Annotated in this window: 20 protein-coding genes; 14 read left to right on the top strand and 6 right to left on the bottom strand. The window is 65.5% G+C overall.

The genetic code is table 11. The annotated features are described in order from the left end of the window. The first annotated feature begins 118 nt into the window (after positions 1-118). Positions 119-1297: a recombinase family protein gene (locus tag LI94_RS12095; RefSeq protein WP_239651209.1), complete on the top strand. Its 1179-nt coding sequence runs from the start codon at positions 119-121 to the stop codon at positions 1295-1297. A gap of 709 nt (positions 1298-2006) precedes the next feature. Here the strand turns inward: LI94_RS12095 and LI94_RS12080 are convergent. After that, positions 2007-2297: a DUF732 domain-containing protein gene (locus LI94_RS12080; RefSeq protein ID WP_152664812.1), complete on the bottom strand. Its 291-nt coding sequence runs from the start codon at positions 2295-2297 to the stop codon at positions 2007-2009. A gap of 300 nt (positions 2298-2597) precedes the next feature. Here LI94_RS12080 and LI94_RS12070 point away from each other — a divergent pair, with 300 nt between their 5' ends. Next, positions 2598-3566, top strand: a complete 969-nt coding sequence (locus LI94_RS12070; RefSeq protein ID WP_152664811.1) for an AAA family ATPase — start codon at positions 2598-2600, stop codon at positions 3564-3566. A gap of 584 nt (positions 3567-4150) precedes the next feature. Here LI94_RS12070 and LI94_RS12065 read toward each other — a convergent pair. Both LI94_RS12065 and LI94_RS12060 read right to left on the bottom strand, forming a co-directional pair. Continuing rightward, the gene (locus LI94_RS12065) at positions 4151-4708 is read right to left on the bottom strand and encodes a recombinase family protein (protein ID WP_046301330.1); all 558 of its coding nucleotides are present in this window, start codon (positions 4706-4708) and stop codon (positions 4151-4153) included. 846 nt (positions 4709-5554) lie between these two features. Beyond that, positions 5555-6730 (bottom strand): type I restriction endonuclease, encoded by a 1176-nt coding sequence (locus tag LI94_RS12060; RefSeq protein WP_046301329.1) that lies wholly within the window; start codon positions 6728-6730, stop codon positions 5555-5557. Positions 6731-7144: 414 nt separating this feature from the next. Here LI94_RS12060 and LI94_RS12055 point away from each other — a divergent pair, with 414 nt between their 5' ends. Together LI94_RS12055 and LI94_RS22360 are read left to right on the top strand one after the other, a co-directional pair. After that, positions 7145-7747, top strand: coding sequence for an HhH-GPD-type base excision DNA repair protein (locus LI94_RS12055; RefSeq protein ID WP_082105738.1), 603 nt, complete (start codon positions 7145-7147; stop codon positions 7745-7747). Beyond that, entirely contained in the window at positions 7744-7890 is a 147-nt protein-coding gene (locus tag LI94_RS22360) for a DUF1059 domain-containing protein (protein WP_081654466.1), read from the top strand. Before LI94_RS12055 ends, LI94_RS22360 begins: the two co-directional genes overlap by 4 nt. Here LI94_RS22360 and LI94_RS12050 read toward each other — a convergent pair. Both LI94_RS12050 and LI94_RS12045 read right to left on the bottom strand, forming a co-directional pair. Then, positions 7884-8705 carry a DUF4349 domain-containing protein gene (locus LI94_RS12050; protein WP_052739925.1) on the bottom strand — a complete coding sequence of 274 codons (822 nt, stop codon included), beginning with the start codon at positions 8703-8705 and terminating at the stop codon, positions 7884-7886. The genes LI94_RS22360 and LI94_RS12050 overlap by 7 nt on opposite strands. A 52-nt stretch (positions 8706-8757) precedes the next feature. After that, positions 8758-9777 (bottom strand): hypothetical protein, encoded by a 1020-nt coding sequence (locus LI94_RS12045; protein ID WP_024441168.1) that lies wholly within the window; start codon positions 9775-9777, stop codon positions 8758-8760. A gap of 183 nt (positions 9778-9960) precedes the next feature. Between LI94_RS12045 and LI94_RS12040 the strand changes: the two genes are divergently transcribed. Beyond that, positions 9961-11205, top strand: a complete 1245-nt coding sequence (locus LI94_RS12040) for a mannosyltransferase (protein WP_239651210.1) — start codon at positions 9961-9963, stop codon at positions 11203-11205. Here LI94_RS12040 and LI94_RS12035 read toward each other — a convergent pair. Beyond that, positions 11183-11467, bottom strand: coding sequence for a 4a-hydroxytetrahydrobiopterin dehydratase (locus LI94_RS12035; RefSeq protein ID WP_024441170.1), 285 nt, complete (start codon positions 11465-11467; stop codon positions 11183-11185). The genes LI94_RS12040 and LI94_RS12035 overlap by 23 nt on opposite strands. 33 nt (positions 11468-11500) lie before the next feature. Here LI94_RS12035 and LI94_RS12030 point away from each other — a divergent pair, with 33 nt between their 5' ends. The 9 genes from LI94_RS12030 to LI94_RS11990 form a co-directional block, all read left to right on the top strand. Beyond that, a complete protein-coding gene (locus LI94_RS12030; protein WP_046301328.1) occupies positions 11501-11908 on the top strand; it encodes a (deoxy)nucleoside triphosphate pyrophosphohydrolase in 408 nt (135 codons plus the stop codon). A 147-nt stretch (positions 11909-12055) separates the two neighbouring features. Next, complete coding sequence (locus LI94_RS12025) at positions 12056-15772, top strand: nitrate reductase subunit alpha (protein WP_046301327.1); 3717 nt, start codon at positions 12056-12058, stop codon at positions 15770-15772. A 4-nt stretch (positions 15773-15776) separates the two neighbouring features. Further along, positions 15777-17381 carry a nitrate reductase subunit beta gene (gene narH / locus LI94_RS12020; protein ID WP_046301326.1) on the top strand — a complete coding sequence of 535 codons (1605 nt, stop codon included), beginning with the start codon at positions 15777-15779 and terminating at the stop codon, positions 17379-17381. Then, complete coding sequence (gene narJ, locus LI94_RS12015; protein ID WP_046301325.1) at positions 17378-18046, top strand: nitrate reductase molybdenum cofactor assembly chaperone; 669 nt, start codon at positions 17378-17380, stop codon at positions 18044-18046. Before narH ends, narJ begins: the two co-directional genes overlap by 4 nt. After that, a complete protein-coding gene (gene narI / locus LI94_RS12010; RefSeq protein ID WP_024441175.1) occupies positions 18043-18792 on the top strand; it encodes a respiratory nitrate reductase subunit gamma in 750 nt (249 codons plus the stop codon). Before narJ ends, narI begins: the two co-directional genes overlap by 4 nt. Continuing rightward, positions 18789-19106, top strand: coding sequence for a DUF732 domain-containing protein (locus tag LI94_RS12005; protein ID WP_024441176.1), 318 nt, complete (start codon positions 18789-18791; stop codon positions 19104-19106). The genes narI and LI94_RS12005 overlap by 4 nt, the downstream gene beginning before the upstream one ends. 80 nt (positions 19107-19186) lie before the next feature. Next, positions 19187-19576 (top strand): MarR family transcriptional regulator, encoded by a 390-nt coding sequence (locus LI94_RS12000; protein ID WP_046301324.1) that lies wholly within the window; start codon positions 19187-19189, stop codon positions 19574-19576. Positions 19577-19637: 61 nt separating this feature from the next. Further along, positions 19638-21521 carry a translational GTPase TypA gene (typA, locus tag LI94_RS11995; protein WP_046301336.1) on the top strand — a complete coding sequence of 628 codons (1884 nt, stop codon included), beginning with the start codon at positions 19638-19640 and terminating at the stop codon, positions 21519-21521. A 71-nt stretch (positions 21522-21592) separates the two neighbouring features. Then, positions 21593-23135, top strand: a 1543-nt coding sequence (locus tag LI94_RS11990) for an ABC transporter family substrate-binding protein (protein WP_046301335.1), incomplete at its 3' end; no start/stop codon positions are given.

Genomic DNA, 23135 nt, shown 5'->3' with positions numbered 1-23135 from the left:
TCGAAGCTCAGCGGGATACCTGCTTGCACGTCCCATAACTCGAATCCTCCCAAGATCGGGAGTCTCCGGACTTACCGGGACGGCTCAGTTCGTCTACCTCGGTTCGTTCTTCGCCCAGTTGGAACTCAACCGGTTCAAGACCAGAGCGCAGGACAGCCACCGTGCGATCAGGCAGATGGACCGGTGGGCGTCGGGGGTTCCGCCGCTCGGGTTCAAGGTGGTCGACCATCCGGGCGGCAAGGGCAAGGGACTCGACACCGACGAGGCCGGCAAGGCGCTGTTGCATTCGATGGCCCGCCGCCTGTTGGACGGCTGGAGCTTCATCCGTATAGCGGCATGGCTGAACGAGCCGTACGCAGATCCCCGGTGTAGTCGAAAGCACGTTGCGGGCTGCGAGTGCCGCGAGAGCGCTGCGTTGACGAACATGGACCGTGCTCGGGTAGCGAAAGGCAAGCCTGCAAAAGCTCGGCCGTGGACGGTCAACACCGTGATCGACGGGTTGACCTCTCCCCGTACGCAAGGGCTCAAGATGACCGGTCGCGGTAAGGCGGCTATGACCGTGCTCGACGCCGAGGGGGAGCCGATCCGACTCGGCCCACCGACGTTCGATCCGGACACATGGAAGCAGACCCAGGAGGCCGCCCAGCTCCGCAAGATTGGCCGACGGACGCCGAGTAAGACGAAGAATCCTGTGCTTGGTGTTGCCGTCTGCGGCTGCACCGGGTGCCCTGCGTGTGGTGAGCGCGAAGACGGCGAGATCTGCGGGGCTTCGCTGGCCCAGCAGATCACCCGCAAGAACCTCGCAAGCGGCGAGATGGGGGAGTGGCGTACGTATCGTTGTGGTCGAACTCCTTTGAACTGCAACGGAGTTTCGGCGCGAGCCGACGATGTCGATTTTCAGTTCGCCCACGAGTTCACCTACCACCGAGGCGCCGAGCCGATGACTCGGAGCGTGTTCGTACCGGGGGAAGATCACAGCGCCGAACTTGAGCAGGTCAATGCGACGATTGACCGGCTTCGTATGGAATCCGACGCAGGTCTGTTGACCACCGAGGAGGATCAGCGGGTGTGGCTGGAGCGAATGCGGGTCCAGGTCTCCAAGCGTGACCAGCTCGCTGCGACGCCGAGCCGGCCAGCTGGATGGGTGACCGAGGAGACCGGTCAGACCAAGAGAGAGGCCTGGCTGGCTGCCTCCCCGGAGGATCGGCGGCAGCTCTACCTGGATGCTGGGATGTTGTACGTCCAGGGCCGCAAGGTGGAGCGCAGCTACTTCGAATCGGTCTCCGGGCGGAACTAGGGACGGCTGGCTACGTAAGGAAGACCAGCATCAGCCGACCTAGCCCAGGTGTCCGGGCTCTCCGGGCGGGATAGCGTCCGGAAAGACTTCGTACTCGGTCTTGCTGTAGACGTGGAAGCTGTCTCCTACGTCCATGCAGCGCCGGTTGCCGAGTGTTCCTCGGGTGCAGACTCGGTTGGACTCCCCCCACAGAATGGCTCGCCGTCTCCAGCTACCGTCCGGGGATGCTTCGGAGTCGCACACCGTGCGGAACCCGCGCTGGTCGATCAAGCTCCCGGTCGGGATCGTGTCACAGTTAGGTCCGAACTCTGGGTCGGGGTACGCGTTGGCGTTGGGGGCCAGAGCCAAGGCTCCAAGTCCAACGGTTGCCGCGAGCGCAGCGAGAGCGGATTTCATCAGTCGGGTTCTCTCGGCGGTGGTCAGCGAAGGGTGTCGGGGCAGATCGTGGCCTGAGCAATGGCAATCACCCGAGGTCCATCCCCGAACAAAGACGGGTACGACTGCAGCACCTCGTCCATGCTCCAACCTTTGTGTAGCCGGTCGCATGCTTCTTGGCCGACGCTTGGGAGGATGCTCGGGTTCAACGCGATTGTGCCTATGTTCACGCCCTGAGCGTTGATCTCGTTGACGAAATCGGTAACTCCGGCGTGGGCGGCAGGAGCCGCGACTAGTGCGACAACCGCCGCAGCCAGCAGGGGGAACCCGCGCCTCATCGGATGGTGTCCGGGCAGATGGTCTCTTGCGATGCTCGGATCACGCCCATGTTGTCGATGAACATTGTCGGACCTTGAGCGTCTGATATCTCCTCCGGAGACATGCCATCGTGCAAGAACCCGCAGATCTTGATGCCCATCCCATACAACTGCCCGTCAGTCCAGAACGGGATCCGCAAGTTGTGGTCGTTGATGTACTGGATGTACGAATCCTTATCGGCGTGAGCCATCGGCGCTGCCGCCAGCAGCAGACCTGCCGCCACCACCGAGCCTGCAAGAACCTTCAACGCACCAACCTTTCGTAGGGGTACCGGATGCTAACCCACACCCCTCGTATAGGTGCTCTACGTAAAGCAGATGTCGACAGCCGTCATGCCCGAATGATGGTGTGGTGGCTGGGTCGTGTGCGGGCGGATCCGTTGTGCGAGATCGGATTGCCGAACACCGACCGCCGCTTGCCGTTCCACTCGATCTGCGACCGAGCGCCGAGGACCATAAACCTGCCCGGTCGCGAACCCGCCGCTGTCGTCTTGGTCGCCGCGGCTAATCTCGTGCTTGGCGGTTGAGGCGTGGCAGGAAAGAGGATCTTGAGCCAGCACGACGATTACGAACTGTCCCCCGAAGAAGAGCGGCTCCTGCTGAGGTTCCTGGCTGGATCGGCAACGATCCGCGAGGTGTTGGCGTCAAGCGGACCGGACTGGCTCATTGAGGGCTGGCTGGCCTCGTCGGCCACAATGGTGGCAGGGTCCCCGGAGAGCGGGAAATCCTCCCTCGTGGCCAGCATGGCGGCGGCAGTCGCCAGCGGGGACTCTTGGCTCGACGCGCAGGTGACGACGGATAGGACCGGACCGGTCATCATCATGACGACGGACCCAGCCGACAGCGGCCAGTGGGCCAAAAAGGGTCGCGATCTGGGTGTTGCAGACGACCGATGGGAACTAATCGCCTTTACTCCGGAAAGGTGGGCGTCCTACGCAGACCTCGCAGAGGGACTGGATGCACGGTTACTGGTTTTCGACAACATCACCAGCGGACTTGACGGTCCGATCAACGAAGCCGACCCGTCATCGCTCCTAGGGCCGTTAGGGCAGCTGGTCAGCGCTGGGACTCCGGTCGTGGTGATCGCCCACAGCGGAAAGGGTGGCAGCAAGGACCCGATGGGACCGACCGCCTACAAGGCGTGGCGGCGGCACGGTATCCACGTATCCGGCGTCGGCGAACAGCGGACCCTCACTCGGGCAGGTAACCAGGGCAACTGGCCGACCGTCGTCGTGAACGGCACCCCCAGAGGTGCCGCTGTCGACTACACACTGGTGAGCGAGCAGGCGACCCGGAGCAGGTCACCAGAACGCCTCGGTCAGAACGTTGAAATTGCTCGATGGGTGGTGGATGAGTGTCAGGGAGTCGGCGTGAACGAGGCAGCAAAACGTATAGCGGCGGAGTTTCCAGGGGTAAAGGACTCCACCCGACGACAGCATCTCCTACAAGGGCCGCTCTCAAAGCTGTTGGAGCGATCCGGCGAGCACAACGACACCCGTTGGTCGTTGATCGAATAACCGCAGGTCAAAGGTGGTAGCGCCGGGACTACCACTTCGGTACCGCTGAGACCAGTGTTCGCAGGTCAGACACGGTTGGTAGTGGTAGTGGTATCCCCCTATAGAGTCTCCCTTCGGTCGACTCTTGACCCCCACTGGACCCGCTTCGATGGCAGATGCGGGGACAGTGACTGGACTATGGGGACCGCTGGTTGGCGGTCCCATGGATCTACACCTGGGAGGGCAGCGGAGAGCTGCCCGACAGGCCACGTGTGCCGCTGACGGCGGCCCTGGCCATTTGCAGTCCGAGCTCGGCAGACGAGGACTGCATATTCATTTCGTAGATCCATCCGCTCCGGCGGATCGCTTATGGGGACCGTTGTAGCGGTCCCCAGAAAACATGTGGTGAAGGCACGGCTGAGCCGATGCCGAACAGCTGGCCTTAAGGGCCGGACCCGTTCGCAGCCGAACGGTCTGAGGCGGAACCGTTCTCAAGGAACCGGCAGGAGCGCCTCCGAAGGCGCTCATGCAAGAGCGGCCTTCGAAAGGCTGCTTGGACACGATGGGATACCGGCCTTGACGGCCGGCCACCAGGATCCTTCCAGTCAGGCGGTCTTGTAGTTGTAGACCGACTGACGGCTGATGCCGTAGTCACGTGCGAGTCTCGATACGGACTCGCCATCGGCCAGACGAGCGCGAAGCTCGTCGGCCTGGACGGCAGTGAGGGCCGCTTTCCGGCCCTTGTACTTACCCGCAGCCTTCGCGAGGGCTATGCCCTCGCGTTGGCGTTCGAGGATCATCGACCGCTCAAACTCCGCTACCGCTCCAAGCATTGAGAGCAGCAGCGTATTCATCGCCGAGTCATCGCCGGCAAAGGTGAGGCTGTCCTTGAGGAACTCCACCTTCACGCCCCTGCCTGTGAGTTCCCGCACAGTCCGGCGCAGATCCTCCAGATTGCGTGCCAGTCGATCCATCGAGTGGACGACGAGAATGTCACCCTCGCGGAGGTAATCGAGGCACGCCGCCAACTGAGGTCGCAGGGTGTCTTTGCCGCTGGCCTTATCCGTAAACATCTTGTCCAGCTCGACCCCATCGAGCTGGCGATCCGTGTTCTGGTCCACGGTGCTGACTCGCTGGTATCCGATTCGCTGACCCACGTCCATCCCCTTGACTCGTCATCTGTCAAAGTAGACTTTAAGAGGTTGATGGACGAGTGTCAAACAATAGTGGCACGGGCTCTAGATTGACACAGGAGCTGCGAAGGCGAGCTGTCCAAGACGGCTATACCCCAGATGGGCACTCGTGCGCCTGCGTGGCGCACAAGGCCTGTGACGGCGGACTGTGCAGCCCCAGGGGCAGCGCCTGCCGAACCCGTTCGACTCCGCTGAGGCTCTGGATCGTAAGCGAACCGCCCGGGCCGGCGGCGATGAGAGTTACGTTGGACGGCGTGAGTAGAGGCGAGAAGACCCCGAAGTCTGAGACTCAGAAGTCGCGGGCGGCTGAGAAGCACGGCTTGGGGTCAAAGCCGTCCGGGAGGAACATTCAGGCTCCGCCCAAGAAGGAGTACAAACCTGCCTCTGGCGGTCCTACCATCCCGGACCCTTCCCGGATTCTCGCCGGTGAGACTTTCCGGTCGCGGAAACCCAGCGAATGGACAGTTCGGCCCCGACGCAAGGACCGCTGAACCCGTAGAGACCAGGTTCGCGCTCGCGCTTCGCGACGGTGTTGGGTGATGCGGTCCTGAGGGCGGACCTCGCTTCAGCCGTTAGGTCGAGTTGAGTGAGCGCGCCCCCGCCCGTACAGGGTTACCGCCCGCCTCCGACCAGCACCCCAGGGGGTAACCCCCGCCCCCGGGTGTCCTGACCGGTCGGTTATGCGGTCGAGCCATCAGGTACGGGTTTGCAAGTCGATCGCTATGGCGCGGTCGGGGTGCGAAGGCACGGTCTCAAGTGTTGTCGAACTGCTCAGGCCTGAATTCGCCGTCACGGCTGGAGCAATGAGTAGTACTCCTACGGGAGTGCTATGACGTTGTCCGTGACGGCGGGTGCGCCTGCGCTGGCGTACTGACGGATCGTCTGCCTGATCTGCTCGGCTGCCACCCGGTAGATGTCGACCACCGTATCGATGTCGCGGCGCACGCCATTGTCCTTGCCGCTCTCGAACGTCGTCACGAACTTCACGCTCTTGCCGTTGAGATGAAGTCGGACTATTGGCTTGCGGTTGTTGTCGTCGAGCAGTACGGCGAAGTAGGCCTTGCCGTCACGGTACGAGATCCGTTCCGGCGCAACTTCTGAGACAGCGATGGCTCGGACGATGTTGAAGCCGTCCAACTCTTCCTCGGTGGTCACCACGTCGGGAACGGAGGTCTCTATCTCATGGACCACGTCAGTGACCACGGCCTGACCGATCGATGGCTGCACGGGCTGCGGTTCAGGTGCAAGCTCGGTGGAACGGTTGGGGTCTGGAGCGTCGTCACCGAGAGCAGTCTTCAACCGACTGTTGACTTGGTCTCCGATGTACTGGTTGAGAGCCTTGGCCACCAAAGGGCGGAACTGATCCACGACACGCTGCGTCGTCCGGCCTTCGTAGATCCGATTCACGAAGAACCGAATCCATTCCTCTGACGGTTGCTTGACCTCGGCGGCGATGGTTCGGCGGATGTTGCCGATGTACTTCAATTCCTCGGCGGCACTGACGACGGATTCGATGTCGAACGAGTCCTTCGAGAACTTCTGGACCTCGGGGACCAGCGTGCGGTCGATGTCGAGGAGATCGAAAATCAGGAACGGCTTTTCATCCATCACGTTTGGCAGATCGCCGTCTGTGTAGAACTGGTACTGCTGACCGTTCGTCAGAATGGCTACGCGGGCCGAGGTGACCGCAAAGTAGCGGAACAGTTGAGACGCGTACCTCACGTCCAGCGGATCGCCGATCTTCTTGCACTCGATGAGGATTTGGACCGCGCCATCCTTGAAAATGGCGTAGTCGACTTTCTCGCCCTTCTTCACGCCGACATCTGCGACGAACTCTGGAACAACCTCTGATGGATCGAACACGTCGTAACCAAGCACGTTCGAGATGAACGGCATGATGAAGGCGTTCTTTGTCGCCTCCTCAGTCAGCACTGAAGTCCGAGTATCCAGGATTTTCTTCGCCAGGCCCGCTAGTCCGTCCGAGAACGCCAAGAGTCTCACCTCGTCGTCTTAAAAGGGCGACAACTGCGATTGCAGGCCGCTCGAGATGGACCTTAAGTGAATAGACCGACAGGTGGAATGAGCTTGCCGAAAATGATCTTGAGCCGGCTGAACCGCGCAGGTTAGTTAGCCGGTCGCTGTGCCGGCCAACTCCATTCCCTCGTAGACCAGCTCAGGCGTGTCCCCGTGCCGCCAGTCAGCACGGCCGGTCCACGTCCAGGCGCGGGGGCGACAGGGTTCTGCTGCTGATCTCGATCGTGGTTACGCTCTCCTGTGGTGGCGTAACGCGAACGTAGATCGTCTGCTGTGTCGAGAGGTGTTGTGGTGGCTCCGAGACTCTGCCTCGCTCAAGACCCCGAGGCTGACGAACTTCTCTCGACAGATCCGTTTGCCTTGCTCACGGGTATGTTGCTTGACCAGCAGATTTCCATGGAACTAGCTTTTGCTGGGCCGAAGAAAGTCGCTGATCGCCTCGCTCGTAATCGTGTTGACACTTCCCAGCAGATTCCGATGGAGGTCGCGTTCGCCGGCCCGCAGAAGCTCGCGCAACGGATGGGCGGACTGGACCCGCACGACATCGCCGCACGCGACCCGGACGAGTTCGCCGCAGTGTTCGCTGAAAAGCCTGCGGTGCACCGGTTTCCGGGGTCGATGGCGGGCCGGGTTCAAGCGCTCGCCAAAGCGGTGGTCGAGCAGTACGACGGCGACGCGACCGCATTGTGGACCGCCGGTGAGCCCGACGGCGCCGAGGTGTTGAAACGCCTCAAGGCACTGCCCGGCTACGGGGAGCAGAAAGCCCGGATCTTTCTGGCCCTGCTCGGCAAGCAGTACGGCGTGACCCCGTCGGGGTGGCGGGAGGCTGCCGGGGCATACGGTGAGCCTGGAACACACCTGTCGATAGCTGACGTCGTGGACGCGTCGTCGTTGCAGCAGGTGCGGTCCACCAAGAAGGCCCAGAAATTGGCTGCGAAACAGGCCCAAGTCAGTAAGGGAAAGGCGACGACATGAAAACTCACCTGAACTGTCCGTGTGGCGAGGCGATCGTCGGCAAAGACGAAGACGATCTGGTCGACCTGACCCAGAAGCACCTTGCGGATGCGCATCCCGGCATGAACTATGACCGGGACGCCATCTTGTTCATGGCCTACTGACGCCGACGTCGGGTCCTGCGGCGCAGGACCATCACGACGCCCGCGATCACCACGATCACCGGCAGCCAGGGCAGTAGGAAGCCCGCGACCGAGACCAGGCCGTGGGTGAACGACAGCAGGGCATGCCAGCCGTGGCGAACCGACGCGACGAATCCGGGTGCGGTGGACTCGAACTCGGAGGCCAGCGAAACGGTGAGTGTCGCGTAGCTGATCTGGTCGCCGAGTTGGGTGCGCTGTGCCCGCAGGCTGTCGAGGTCGGCCTGCCGTGACGTCAGCTCCTTCTCGGCCTGCAGCAGATCGGCCGTGGTGGAGGCGGACTTCATCAGCGAGGTCAACCGGTCCACCGACGCCTGCAAGGCAGCAACCCGCGCATCGAGGTCGACACGCTGCCCGGTGACGTCGTCGTGCCGCAACGCGATCGACGAGACATCCCCGAGTTGCCTTGCACCGTCGAGGAACTCATCGATCTTTGCTGACGGTATGCGCAGGGTCAGCTCGGCGGTGTGGGAACGACCCGGGGCCGTGCTTTCGGTGCGGTCATCGACGCGGCCGCCGAGCCCGGCGGCCAGCTCGATGAGCCGGTCCACCGACCCGCCGACGTCGGTCACCGCGATGTTGAGGCTGCCGGTGGTCACGACGTCCCGTTGCACGGTTTGATTCGGTGGGCTCATCGGCGCCGGCGCGGACACCGCGGCATCCGAGGGCGACCGTTCCGCCGAGTTCCGGCCCCCGGCGCAACCGCTCATCGCCAGGACCAACATGGCAGCCAAGCCGATCAACAACGTCCACGTCGCCGACGTGCGGGGGACGGTCATGGCCACAACCTTATCGCCGCTCGGACCGGGGTCGACGTGCAGAATCAGCTGGTCAGGGCACCACGGTGGAGCCGATGGTGGGCAGGAAGTTGCACTGGTGGTCCTTGGTGCTGACCTGACCGAAGATCGTCGACATGATGCTGCCCGAACCGGTGTCGACGATCGCCGTCAGCGTCGTCGGCCCCTCGGGGTTGATGTCGGTGCGTGGCTGCAAGGTGGCGCTCCCGGACTTGCCGGTGGTCAGGTTCACCCACGTGACGTTCAGCGGCAGCTTCTGCGTCTCGGCCGGGCCGGGGGTTCCCATGGCGGTGAACACGTAGGCGGTCTGGCCGGGCTTGGGGCCGGGGGTCGGAATCGTGGCCGGGCCGGCCACCGACAGCGCAGTGGCGATGACGTTGCCGCCGTCGGCCTGGCAGTTCTGGCCGATGGAGGGGTACATGAAGTCCTGGGTCGGCGGGGCGTCGGGGCCGAATCCGGGAGTGGCCGCCGTGGCAGCCGTGGCCGCGTCGGGTGCCGGGGCGATGAAGGCGGCTTCGGGGGCTGCCGGGGCCGCGTCGGGCAGGGCCTCGGCGGGCGCGGGCAGGGCTTCGGGCGCATTCGGTGCGGCCTGCGGCATCGGTCCCACCGATTTGGCCGGGTCGACGCCGCTGGGCAGGTGGGCCACCAGTCCGGGGGCTGATCCGGCCGTCGGCACGTGATTGCTCGGCAGGGCCTCGGGCGGCGACTGCACGAACTGCGCCACCGAGTCGGCCACCTGCCGCGCGCCGGCGGGCGTGTTGGAGTTGCCGGTGAACGCGGCGGCCGCGGCCATCAGCAGCGAGGTCGCCCCGGCGGGGTCGGCGGCGGCCTGCTGGATCACCGGGCTCAACTGCTCGATGGCGGGCAGCCCGGGAAATCCGGCGGTGGGCAACGGAAGCGCCGGCATGGCCGGGTCGGCTGTGGCCACACTGGCCACCCCCAGGCTGCCGAAGACCAGCAGGGCCGATGACCCGGCTGCGACGGCCGCTTTGGCGGCGGTGGCACGCTGCGTCGTGAAATGCGTGGTGGCGAACAGCGTCCGGAGGCGCGACATGACTTCCCCAATCGTCGGCAATGGCTTGCTGAAAACTGAAGCTAGCTTGTTGCTGGTGAGGCTCAAGTGACACGTGTGTCATTTATAGAACCGTTACGGAGCCGAACCGCGACGGTGATCTGGCGCCCGTTCGCTAATGTTGTGCCGGTAGACACCACCCTCGACACCCCGCCTGCGCGTTCGCTGACGACTCGCCTGACTGCGTGGGCACCCTTGCTGCTGGTTGTCAGCATCGCGGCGCGACTCGCGTGGACCTACCTCACTCCACACGGCGCAAACTTCGTCGACCTGCACGTCTACATCAGCGGCGCGGCCGCGCTGAGCCAGCCCGGCGCGCTGTATGACTACGTCTACGCCGACCAGACCCCGGACTTCCCGCTGCCGTTCACCTACCCGCCGTTCGCCGCGGTGGTGTTCTACCCGCTGCATTTCCTGCCGTTCGGGCTGGTCGCGTTCTTGTGGCAGATCGGCACGATGGCCGCGCTGTATGGCGTGGTGCGGCTGTGCCAGCGACTGCTCGCCGGGTCGGCCTCGCTGAACCGCGGAGTTGATGCGGCGGTTCCAGCTTCGCCTCTCCTTCGTCGAGCCTCGCTGAACCGCCGGGCCGCGATGTTGTGGACGGCAGCCGGGATCTGGACCGAACCGTTGCGCAGCACCTTCGACTACGGCCAGATCAACGTGATCCTGGTGCTGGCGGTGCTCTACGCGGTCTACAGCCGACGGTGGTGGGTGTCGGGGCTGTTGGTCGGACTGGCCGCCGGGGTCAAGCTGACCCCGGCGATCGCCGGGGTATATCTGGCCGGAGCGCGGCGCTGGGCCGCCGCGGTGTTCTCGGCCGTGGTGTTCGCCGGCACCATCGCGGTGTCGGTGTGGGCCACCGGTGATCAGGCCCGCCGCTACTTCACCGAGTTGCTGGGCGACGCTCACCGGGTAGGCCCGATCGGAACGTCGTTCAACCAGTCCTGGCGGGGCGGGATCTCCCGCATCCTTGGACACGACGCCGGTTACAGCCCGCCGGTGCTGGTCGCGATCGTCGTCACCGCGGTGCTGGCCGTGCTCGCCTGGCGGGCGCTGAACAGTACTCCCACCGGACCCGACGTCCTGGGCTCGCTGCTGGTCGTCGAGCTGTTCGGGCTGCTGGCGTCACCGATCTCCTGGACCCATCACTGGGTGTGGCTGCTGCCCCTGATGATCTGGCTGTTCTACGGGCCGTCCTCGGATCGCCCGGGCGCCCGCACCCTGGGTTGGGTCTGGCTCACGCTCACCCTCATCGGCGTGCCGTGGCTGCTGAGCTTCTTCCAGCCGACGATCTGGCAGGACGGCCGGCCGTGGTATCTGGCATGGGCCGGCCTGGTTTACATCGTCGGCGCGCTGGTCACCTTGGGCTGGATGGCGACCACGCGGGTCACGCCGCGAGAACCCGGTTGATCTCGCCCGCCATCGCCACATCCTTGTCGGTGATCCCGCCTTCGGAGTGCGTGACCAGCACGAACAGCACAGTTCGCCAGCGGATATCGATGTCGGGGTGGTGATCGGCCGCTTCGGCACGTTCGGCGACCCGACGCACCGCGTCGATGCCGGCCAGAAAAGAGCCGAACTTGACCGAGCGCCGCAGCGTTCCGTCGGCGAGCTCCCAGCCTTCGAGCTCGGGCAGCGCCGCATTCACCTGATCGTCAGTCAACAAAGCCATACCCGACGGTAGGACGGTATAGCCTCACACGCCATGTCGTCTCAGATCGTCGTCGCCGGAGCCGTCCTCGCCGAGACCGCGGCCGGGCGCACGGTGCTGATCGCGCAGCGGCGCCGCCCGCCAGAGCTGGCCGGTCGCTGGGAACTGCCCGGCGGCAAGGTCATGCCCGGCGAGAGTGAGCCCGCCGCGTTGGCCCGCGAACTGGGCGAAGAGCTGGGGCTGGACCCGGGTGCCATCACGGTGGGGGAGCGCCTCGGTGCTGACGTGGTGCTGGACACCACGATGACCTTGCGCGCCTACCTGGTCAGTCTGATGCGCGGCGAGCCCCAGCCCCATGACCATCAAGCCCTTCGCTGGGTGACGGCTGTACAACTACCGGACGTTGACTGGGTACCTGCTGATCGAGCTTGGCTGCCGGAGCTGGCTCGGGCACTCTGGTGAAAAGGCTCTGTTAATTCTTGCCGGAGGATTAGGTCGCCGGGCGATATATCCCGCTACGCTGGTGTTTCGGGCTGTTATGGCGTGCGGCGGCGGCTCCGGCCTCCTGAAATCCGTCGGAGCGCGGCGACCCGCGAAGGAGAATCGTTGATGACACGCGCAGCGCGACCGCCCGGAATCGGTGGCCCACTCGAGGAATTGCTGGAACGCAGCGGCCGGTTCTTCACCCGCGGCCAGGTCTCGCCGGACCTGCGCACCGTCACCCGCCAAGGCGGGCGCGAGGCCGATCTCTTCTACCGGGACCGCTGGAGCCACGACAAGGTGGTGCGGTCCACCCACGGCGTCAACTGCACCGGGTCGTGTTCCTGGAAGATCTTCGTCAAGGACGGCATCATCACCTGGGAGAACCAGGCCACCGACTACCCCTCGGTGGGCCCGGACCGCCCCGAATATGAGCCCCGCGGCTGCCCGCGAGGCGCTTCGTTCTCCTGGTACTCCTACTCGCCCACCCGGGTGCGCTACCCCTATGCGCGGGGGGCGCTGGTCGAGATGTTCCGGGAGGCCAAGGCGCGCCTGGGCGATCCGGTGCTGGCCTGGGCGGACATTCAGGCCGACCCTGAGCGTCGCCGGCGCTACCAGCAGGCCCGCGGTATGGGCGGTCTGGTACGGGTGAGCTGGGCCGAAGCCACCGAGATGATCGCTGCCGCCCATGTACACACGATCAAGACCTACGGCCCGGACCGGGTGGCGGGGTTCTCTCCGATTCCGGCGATGTCGATGGTGTCGTTCGCCGCCGGGTCACGCTTCATCCAGATGCTCGGCGGGGTGATGACGTCTTTCTACGACTGGTACGCCGACCTGCCGGTGGCCTCACCCCAGGTGTTCGGCGATCAGACCGATGTGCCGGAATCCGGCGACTGGTGGGATGCGGCCTACCTGATGATGTGGGGCTCCAATGTCCCGATCACCCGCACGCCTGACGCGCACTGGATGGCCGAGGTCCGTTACCGCGGCACCAAGGTGGTCACCGTCAGCCCGGACTATGCCGACAACACCAAGTTCGCCGACGAGTGGATGCCGTGTGCGGCCGGCACCGACGGTGCACTGGCCATGGCGATGGGCCACGTCATCCTCACCGAGTGCTACGTCAAGCAGGAGGTGCCGTTCTTCACCGACTACGTGCGTCGCTACACCGACCTGCCGTTCCTGATCAAGCTGGAAGAGCGTGACGGCCGACTGGTTCCCGGAAAGAACCTGACCGCCGCCGACCTGGGCGGGGAGCTGGCGGCCGTCGAGAACGCGGCATTCAAACCGGCCCTGTTGGATGAGGCCACCGACACCGTGGTGGTACCCCATGGCTCGTTGGGCTTCCGCTGGGGCGACGATGGCATCGGCAAGTGGAACCTGGACCTGGGCGAGCTGCGGCCGGCATTGACCGTCAAGAACCCGAAGCTCCTCAACGGCGATCAGCCCGCCGCACTGGTCTCACTGCCCGGCTTCGACACCGTGACCGGTCACGGCACCGTCGTGCAGCGCGGGGTGCCGGTGCGCCAGGTCGGTGAGCACTTGGTCTGCACGGTGTTCGACCTGATGCTGGCCAACTACTCGGTACGACGGCCCTGGCTGCCCGGCGAATGGCCGACCGGCTACGACGACGGCACGCAGGTCAACACCCCGGCGTGGCAGGAGTCGATCACCGGGGTCTCGGCCGCCCAGGCGATCCGGATCGCGCGCGAATTCGCGCGCAACGCAGAAGAATCCGGCGGCCGGTCGATGATCATCATGGGCAGCGGCATCTGCCAGTGGTTCCACGGCGACGCCACCTACCGGGCGGTGCTCGCGCTGCTGATGCTCACCGGCTCGATGGGACGCAACGGCGGCGGCTGGGCGCACTACGTCGGCCAGGAGAAGGTGCGCCCGCTGACCGGCTGGCAGACGATGGCTGCCGGCAGCGACTGGACGCGCCCGCCGCGTCAGGTGCCGGGCACCTCCTATTGGTATGTCCACACCGACCAATGGCGCTATGACGCGTACGGGGCGGAGAAGCTGACCACTCCGCTCGGACGCGGCCGATTCGACGGACGACACACCATGGACATCCTGGCGTCGGCCACCGCGATGGGCTGGAGCCCGTTCTACCCGCAGTTCGACCGCTCCAGTCTGGATGTGGCCGACGAGGCCGACACCGCAGGACGCGACGCGGGAGAATACGTCGCCGAGCAACTCGCAGCCGGTGATTTGAAGCTGTCGGTCACCGATCCGGACGACCCGGTGAACTGGCCGCGTGTGCTCACGGTGTGGCGGGCCAACCTCATCGGTGCGTCTGGCAAGGGCGGAGAATACTTCCTCAAGCACCTGCTGGGCACCGACGCCAGCGTGCTGGGCGAGGCGCCCGCCGGCGGCGTGAAGCCGCAGGATGTCAACTGGTCCAAGGACATCCCCGAGGGCAAGCTCGATCTGCTCATGTCGATCGACTTCCGGATGACCTCGACCACGCTGATGTCCGACGTCGTGCTGCCGGCCGCCACCTGGTACGAGAAGGCCGACCTGTCGTCGACCGACATGCACCCCTACGTGCACTCGTTCAGCGCGGCGATCGACCCGCCCTGGGAGACCCGCAGCGACTACGACGCGTTCGGCGCGATCGCCCGAACGTTCAGCGCATTGGCGGTCAAGCACCTTGGCGTCCGCAAAGACGTTGTGCTGACGGCCATGCAGCACGACACCGCAGATGCGATGGCCTACCCCGACGGCACCGAGCGTGACTGGCTGCGCAACGGCGAGACGCCGATTCCCGGCAAGACCATGCCCAAAGTGACTGTGGTGGAGCGTGATTACACCGCTATCGGTGACATGTGGCAGACACTTGGTCCGCTGGTGGACACCTTGGGGATGACCACCAAGGGCTACACCGTGTTTCCGCACGAAGAGGTCGAGGAATTGGCCGCCAAGTTCGGGGTGATGAAATCCGGTGCCGGCGCCGGGCGTCCCGCGCTGACCACCGCGACCCGGATGGCCGACACGGTACTGGCGCTGTCGGGCACCACCAACGGCAGAATCGCCACGGAGGGTTTCCGGGAGCTGGAGAAACGCACCGGACAGCGACTGGCGCACCTGTCCGAGGGCAGTGCGGAAAAGCGGATCACCTACGCCGACACCCAGGCGCGGCCGGTGCCGGTGGTCACCAGCCCGGAGTGGTCCGGCAGCGAGACCGGGGGACGGCGCTACGCCCCGTTCACGATCAACATCGAATGCCTCAAGCCGTTCCACACCCTGACCGGCCGGATGCACTTCTACACCGCGCACGACTGGATCGAGGAACTAGGCGAACATCTGCCGGTCTACCGTCCGCCGCTGGACATGGCGCGGCTCTTCGACGCTCCCGAACTCGGCGAGACCGGTGACGGCGTCGGGATCACCGTGCGGTACCTGACTCCGCACTCGAAGTGGTCGTTCCACTCCACCTACCAGGACAACCTGTACATGCTGTCGCTCTCGCGCGGCGGCCCGACCATGTGGATGAGCCCGGGCGATGCCGCGAAAATCGGTGTCCAGGATAACGATTGGATCGAAGCCGTCAACGTCAACGGCGTCTTCGTCGGCCGCGCGATCGTCAGTCAGCGGATGCCGGACGGGGTGGTGTTCGTCTACCACGTCCAGGAACGCACGGTGGACACTCCGCGGGCCGAGACCAACAACAAACGTGGCGGCACCCACAACTCGTTGACCCGGATCCGGGTCAAGCCCAGCCACTTGGCCGGTGGCTACGGCCAGCACGCGTTCGCATTCAACTACCTGGGACCGACCGGCAATCAGCGCGACGAGGTAACGGTGGTGCGGCGCCGCAGCCAGGACGTGAGGTATTAGCACGATGAAAGTTATGGCGCAGATGGCCATGGTGATGAACCTGGACAAATGTATTGGCTGCCATACCTGTTCGGTGACCTGCAAACAGGCCTGGACCAACCGTGAGGGCACCGAGTACGTCTGGTTCAACAACGTCGAGACCCGCCCCGGCGGTGGCTATCCACGGACCTATGAAGACCAGGATCGCTGGAAGGGCGGCTGGACGCTGGACCGCAAAGGCCGGTTGCGTCTGCTGGCCGGCGGCCGGCTCAACAAGCTGTTGAGCATCTTCGCCAACCCCAACCTGCCCGGCTTGAAGGACTACTACGAGCCGTGGACCTACGACTACGAGAACCTGACCGCGGCCCCGCTGGGAGACACCATTCCGGTTGCGGCACCGAAGAGTTCGATCACCGGCGAGCCGATGAAGATCCAGTGGGGACCCAACTGGGACGACAATCTCGCCGGGGCGCCGGAGACCCTGGTCAACGACCCGATTCTGGCGAAGGTCAGTGACCAGGTCAAAAGCGAGTTCGAAGAGACCTTCATGTTCTACCTGCCGCGGATCTGTGAGCATTGCCTGAATCCGTCGTGCGTGGCGTCTTGCCCCACCGGGGCCATCTACAAGCGTGAAGAAGACGGCATCGTGCTGGTCGACCAGGACCGCTGTCGTGGCTGGCGGCTGTGCGTTTCGGGCTGCCCGTACAAGAAGGTGTATTTCAACCACAAGACCGGCAAGGCCGAGAAGTGCCATTTCTGCTACCCGCGTATCGAAGTCGGCTTGCCGACGGTGTGCTCGGAGACCTGCGTCGGCCGACTGCGCTACATCGGCTTGGTGCTCTACGACGTCGACAAGGTGCTCGAGGCGGCTTCGGTCGACAACGACACTGACCTGTATGAGGCGCAGCGCGGCGTGTTCCTGGACCCGACCGACCCGGAGGTGATCGCGGGCGCACGCGCTGAGGGGATCTCGGACGCCTGGATCGAGGCCGCGCAGCGTTCGCCCATCTACGCGTTGATCAACACTTACAAGGTGGCATTGCCGTTGCATCCGGAGTACCGGACCATGCCGATGGTCTGGTACATCCCGCCGCTGTCCCCGGTGGTCGATGCCGTCAGCCGCGACGGGCACGACGGCGAAGACCTGGGCAACCTGTTCGGGGCGCTGTCCGCCTTGCGTATCCCGATGGCCTACCTCGCCGAGCTGTTCACCGCCGGTGACACCGGCGTGATCGAGGGTGTGCTGCGCCGGCTGGCAGCGATGCGCTCCTACATGCGCGACATCAGTCTGGGCCGCGAGACCCAACCGCACATACCCGCCTCGGTCGGCATGACCGAGGAAGAGATGTACAACATGTACCGGCTCCTCGCGATCGCCAAATACGAAGAGCGTTACGTCATTCCCACCGCCTACAGCCAGCAGGCGCACGACCTCGAACACATGGGCTGCTCGATCACCGGCGGACCTGAAGGGTATGAGGACCCATTCGTCGGCTCTGATGACGTCGCGAAGACATCGTTCCATCTGGTCGAAAACGGGCACGCGCAGCGGCCACCGGGCCGGACCAACCTGCTCAACTGGGGTGGCGGGGAGCGGGCCGTGCCGGAGATGTTCCCGGAGCATCAGTGAAGCGGTTCATTCATTCCCTACGACGACCGCCCGGTGGACCCGCCGAGCGGGCGGTGTGGCAGGCGGCGTCGCTGCTGCTGTCCTACCCCGACGAGCAGCTGCCCCAGCGGCTCGACACCGTGGACGAACTGCTGGCCCACGCCGACTCGTCGACGGCGAATCTGTTGCGGCGCACGGTCGCCGCGCTGCGCGCAGCTGACCCGATGACGGCCGCAGTCGACTACGTCGAAACCTTCGACATGAGGCGGCGCTCGACGATGTTTCTGACCTACTGGACCGGTGGCGACACCCGCAACCGCGGGATGCAGATGCTGGCCTTCGCCACCGCCTACCGCGAAGCCGGCGCCGAGCCGCCCGTGGGGGAGGCGCCCGACCACCTGCCGGTGGTCCTGGAGTTCGCCGCGACGGTGGATCCGCAGGCCGGCCGTCGGTTGCTGCTGGCGCACCGCACACCGATCGACGTGCTGCACCGTGCGTTGAGTGAAGCGAAGTCGCCGTATGCCTTCGCCGTGGGCGCAGTCTGCGAGACGCTCCCTTCGGCAACCGATCAGGAGGTGCAGAACGTGAGTCAGCTGATGGCATCCGGGCCGCCCGCGGAAGCTGTTGGGCTTCAACCCTTCACGGCAGCCGTTTCGCTCGGGATGCCGAAGGTGCCGACCCGATGACGGACGTCACCCTGATCAACCCCGCCGAGCTGTGGTGGGACATCGTGCCGTATTTCGTACTGGCCATCGCCGGCGTCGCCACCTGGTGGCGATACAAGTACGACAAGTTCGGGTGGACCACCCGCTCGTCTCAGCTGTATGAGTCCAAGCTGCTGCGGATCGGCAGCCCGATGTTCCACTTCGGCAGCTTCGTGGTGATCGCAGGACACATCATGGGACTCTTCGTCCCGGAGTCGTGGACCGAGGCGCTGGGCATGAGCGACCAGCTCTACCATCTGCAGGCGCTGGTCCTGGGCCTGCCCGCCGGCATCGCCACCCTGATCGGGGTCGGGTTGCTGATCTACCGTCGCCGCACCGAGCGCTCGGTGTTCAAGGCCACCAGCGTCAACGACAAGCTGATGTATGCGGTGCTGGTGTGTGCGCTGGTGGCCGGGATGAGTTGCACCCTGATGGGCACCACCGCCTACGGCGAGGCGCATGACTACCGCCAGACGGTCTCGGTCTGGTTCCGGTCGATCTTCACGTTCGATCCGCGGGGCGATTTGATGCTGCAGGCGCCGCTGTATTTCCAGGTTCACGTCATGATTGCGTTGACATTGTTCGCGCTGTGGCCGTTCACTCGTCTGGTGCACGCATTCAGCGCGCCGATCGGGTATCTGTTTCGGCCGTACATCGTCTACCGCAGCCGCGACGTCGCTAGGAGGAATCAGCCGATGGGTTCACGACCGCAACGGAGGGGCTGGTGAGGATCCGCACGGCGTTGCTCGGCACGCTCGGCTGTGTCTGCTTGGCGGCGCCGGCTCAGGCCGATCCCTCCGAGACCGACACCAATTTCCTGGTGTCTTTGCGGGCGGCCGGCATCACCTACAACAACGCTGACCAGGCCATCGTCACCGCGAAGATGGTGTGCGGTTTGATCGCCGAGGGCCAGCCCAGCCCGCAGGTGCTCGAGGGCCTCAAGGCCCGGAACCCGGGCCTGACGACCGAGCACGGCTCGCAGTTCGTGGGGATCGCCGCCCAGTTGTACTGCCCCGATCAGTTGGTGCGCAGCGGCGCCTAGAAACAACGATGAAGTCGTGGTTCCCGAGCAGGCTGAGCTGAGCTGGGCGCGTCGGCGGTGCTCGGCATAAAGTTACAGACGTGCCACTGCCTGACGAGGTCTATTCCCGACTGCTTGCGTTCCGCACGCGGTTGCGGCGCTTTGAGCGGTGGAGCGCCGACCAGGCGCAAGCGGCCGGACTCACCCCCGCGCAGCACCAGCTGCTACTGGCGGTGCGCGGCCACAGCGACTCGCGTGGGCCAACCGTCGGCGACATCGCGGACTACCTGCTGTTGCGCCACCACAGCGCCGGAGAGCTGATCCAGCGCGCCGAAGCCGCCTGCCTGGTCACCCGGGTCCGCGACAGCGACGACCAGCGGGTGATCCGGCTGCAGCTCACCGAAACGGCGGCGCAATGTCTGCAGTCGCTGACCGAACTGCACCTCAAGGAGCTCGAGAGGTTCTCCGCGGAGTCCCCTCTGGGGCTGTGACCTTCATTGCTCTAGGCTTCACGTTTTCGCGATTGACAGGGTGCGCTGGCAGAATCGCCCGGTGAACTTTCGTAACGTCGCCATCGTCGCGCACGTAGACCACGGCAAGACGACTCTGGTCGACGCCATGCTCCGCCAGTCGGGCGCCCTGCAGGAACGCGGTGAGGCGCAAGAGCGCGTCATGGACTCGGGGGATCTGGAGCGGGAAAAGGGCATCACGATCCTGGCCAAGAACACGGCCGTGCATCGCCACCACCCCGATGGAACCGTCACCGTCATCAACGTGATCGACACCCCGGGTCACGCCGACTTCGGCGGGGAGGTGGAGCGCGGGCTGTCCATGGTCGACGGCGTGGTCCTGTTGGTCGACGCGTCCGAGGGGCCGTTGCCGCAGACCCGATTCGTGCTGCGCAAGGCGCTGGCCGCGCACCTGCCGGTGATCCTGGTGGTCAACAAGACCGATCGGCCCGACGCCCGCATCGCCGAGGTGGTCGACGCCAGCCACGACCTGCTGCTCGACGTGGCCAGTGACCTTGACGACGAGGCGCAGGCCGCTGCCGAACACGCCCTGGGATTGCCTACGCTGTACGCCTCCGGCCGGGCCGGGGTGGCCAGCACCACCGCGCCCGCCGACGGCCAGATTCCGGATGCCGACAACCTCGACCCGCTGTTCGACGTGCTGCTCGAGCACGTCCCGCCGCCGTCGGGCGACCCGGAGGCGCCGCTGCAGGCGTTGGTCACCAACCTCGATGCCTCGCCATTCCTGGGCCGGCTCGCCCTGGTCCGGGTCTACAACGGCCGCATCCGCAAAGGCCAGCAGGTGGCCTGGATGCGTGAGGTCGACGGTGAACCGGTGACCACCACGGCGAAGATCACCGAACTGCTGGTCACCGAGGGTGTCGAACGTACCCCGACGGAAGAGGCCGGCGCGGGCGACATCGTCGCCGTCGCCGGGATCAGCGACATCATGATTGGCGACACGCTGGCGGATCTGGCCGCTCCGGTCGCACTGCCGCGCATCACCGTCGACGAGCCGGCGATCTCGGTGACCATCGGCACCAACTCCTCGCCGCTGGCGGGCAAGGTCTCCGGCCACAAGTTGACCGCGCGGATGGTCAAGTCACGTCTGGACACCGAGCTGATCGGCAACGTGTCGATCCGGGTGGTCGACATCGGTCGCCCGGACGCCTGGGAGGTCCAAGGCCGAGGCGAGTTGGCGCTGGCCATCCTCGTCGAGCAGATGCGCCGGGAGGGCTTCGAGCTGACCGTCGGTAAGCCTCAGGTGGTGACCCGCAAGATCGACGGCAAGGTGCACGAGCCGTTCGAGCACCTGACCGTCGACTGCCCCGAGGAGTATGTCGGCGCCATCACCCAGCTGGCGGCGGGCCGTAAGGGCCGGATGACCGAGATGGCCAACCACACCACCGGGTGGGTGCGGATGGAGTTCATCATCCCCAGTCGCGGGCTGATCGGTTGGCGCACCGACTTTCTCACCGAGACTCGCGGCACCGGTATCGCCAATGCGGTGTTCGAGGGTTACCAGCCGTGGGCCGGCGAGATCCGCGCCCGGCACACCGGGTCGCTGGTGTCCGACCGGGCCGGGTCCATCACGCCGTTCGCGTTGATCCAGTTGGCCGACCGTGGGCAGTTCTTCGTCGAGCCGGGCCAGGACACCTACCAGGGCATGGTGGTGGGGATCAATCCTCGGGCCGAGGATCTCGACATCAATGTCACCAAGGAGAAGAAGCTCACCAACATGCGGTCGTCGACGGCCGATGTGATGGAGACGCTGGCCCGTCCGATCGAGCTCGATCTGGAGCAGGCGATGGAGTTCTGCGCGGCCGACGAGTGCGTCGAAGTCACCCCCGAAGTGGTCCGGGTCCGCAAGGTCGAATTGGACTCCACGCTGCGGGCGCGCAGCCGCTCCCGGGCCAAGAACCTCTAGGGTTGGGCGCGGCTTTGCGCGCTGCTCGACGGTCTGCGCGCCCAAATCGCCGCCCGGATACCCTGGTAGTCGTGCCGAGACCAGCCCGCCGCGCCCATGTCACGGCGGGGGCACTGGTTTCGGTGACCATGCTGGTCCTGACGCAGGCGATCTCGTCGTGCACGGTGAACCCGCCGCCGGCGCCGCAGAGCACCGAGACGCCGAAGGTCACAGCCCCGCCGCCGCCGCGGATCAGCCAGATCATCATGGGCATCGATTCCATCGGGGCCGGTTTCAACCCCCACCTGCGTTCGGACCTGTCGGCGGTCACCGCGGCGATCAGCGCGCTGGTGCTGCCCAGCGCGTTTCGGCCAGTCCCGGACTCCAGTACCCCCACCGGTTCGCGGTGGGAGATGGACCCGACGCTGCTGGTGTCGGCCGCCGTGACTTCCGAGGCACCGTTCACGGTGACCTACCGAATCCGGCCCGAGGCCTCCTGGACCGACAACGCGCCGATCGCCGCCGACGACTTCTGGTACCTGTGGCAGCAGATGGTCACCCAGCCCGGTGTCGTCGACCCGGCGGGTTATGACCTGATCACCGGAGTGCATTCCGTCGAAGGCGGCAAGCAGGTGGTGGTCACCTTCGCCAAGCCGTACCCGGCGTGGCGGGAACTGTTCAACAACATCGTTCCGGCGCACATCGTCAAAGATGTGCCCGGCGGTTTCCCGGCCGGGCTGGCCCGGGCTCTGCCGGTCACCGGTGGCCAGTTCCGGGTGGAGAACATCGATCCACAGCGCGACGCGATCCTGCTCGCCCGCAACGACCGCTACTGGGGCCCGCCGGCCAAGCCGGACCTGGTCTTGTTCCGCCGCGCCGGGTCAGCGGCAGCGCTGGCTGACTCGATCCGCAACGGGGACACCCAGGTGGCTCAGGTGCACGGCGGTTCGGCGGCGTTCGCTCAGCTGTCGGTGATCCCCGGCGTGCAGACCACCCGGGTGGTCACGCCCCGAATCATGCAGTTCGCGCTGCGGGCAGCGGAACCCAAGCTGGCCGATGTGCGGGTTCGTCGGGCGATTCTGGGACTGCTCGACGTCGGCCTGCTGGCCACGGTGGGCGCCGGCAGCGACAACACTGTCACTTTGGACCAGGCCCAGGTTCGCACTCCCAGCGACCCCGGTTATGTGCCCACCGCACCGCCGGCGATGGCCGAATCGGCCGCGCTGGCACTGTTGCAGGCGGCCGGCTACCGAGTCGAAAAGGATGCGCCGCCGTCCGCGCTGGTCCCGCCGGCCGGCTCCGCCACCGGTGCGCCGCACCCGCCGGAGATCACCCGGGGGCGGATCAGCAAGGGCGGCGAGCAGCTGTCGCTGGTGATCGGGGTGGCGGCCAACGATCCGACCTCGCTGGCCGTGGCCAACACCGCTGCCGACCAGTTGCGCAACGTCGGGGTTGCCGCCACGGTTCTGGCGCTGGATCCGGTGAAGCTCTACCGGGAAGCGCTGGTCACCCATCAGGTCGATGCGATCGTCGGATGGCAGCAGGCCGGCGGCGACCTGGCCACACTGCTGGCTTCGCGTTACGGCTGCGGCGCATTGGCTCCCGCCACCGTGCCCGTCTCGGCGAGCCCGGTGC

Origin of the sequence: Mycobacterium sp. UM_Kg27, from assembly GCF_000972905.1 — a bacterium.
In the GTDB taxonomy this organism is placed as follows: domain Bacteria; phylum Actinomycetota; class Actinomycetes; order Mycobacteriales; family Mycobacteriaceae; genus Mycobacterium.
The sequence above is the reverse complement of the archived record's forward strand: the minus strand, read 5'-3'. Positions and strand labels throughout refer to the sequence as shown.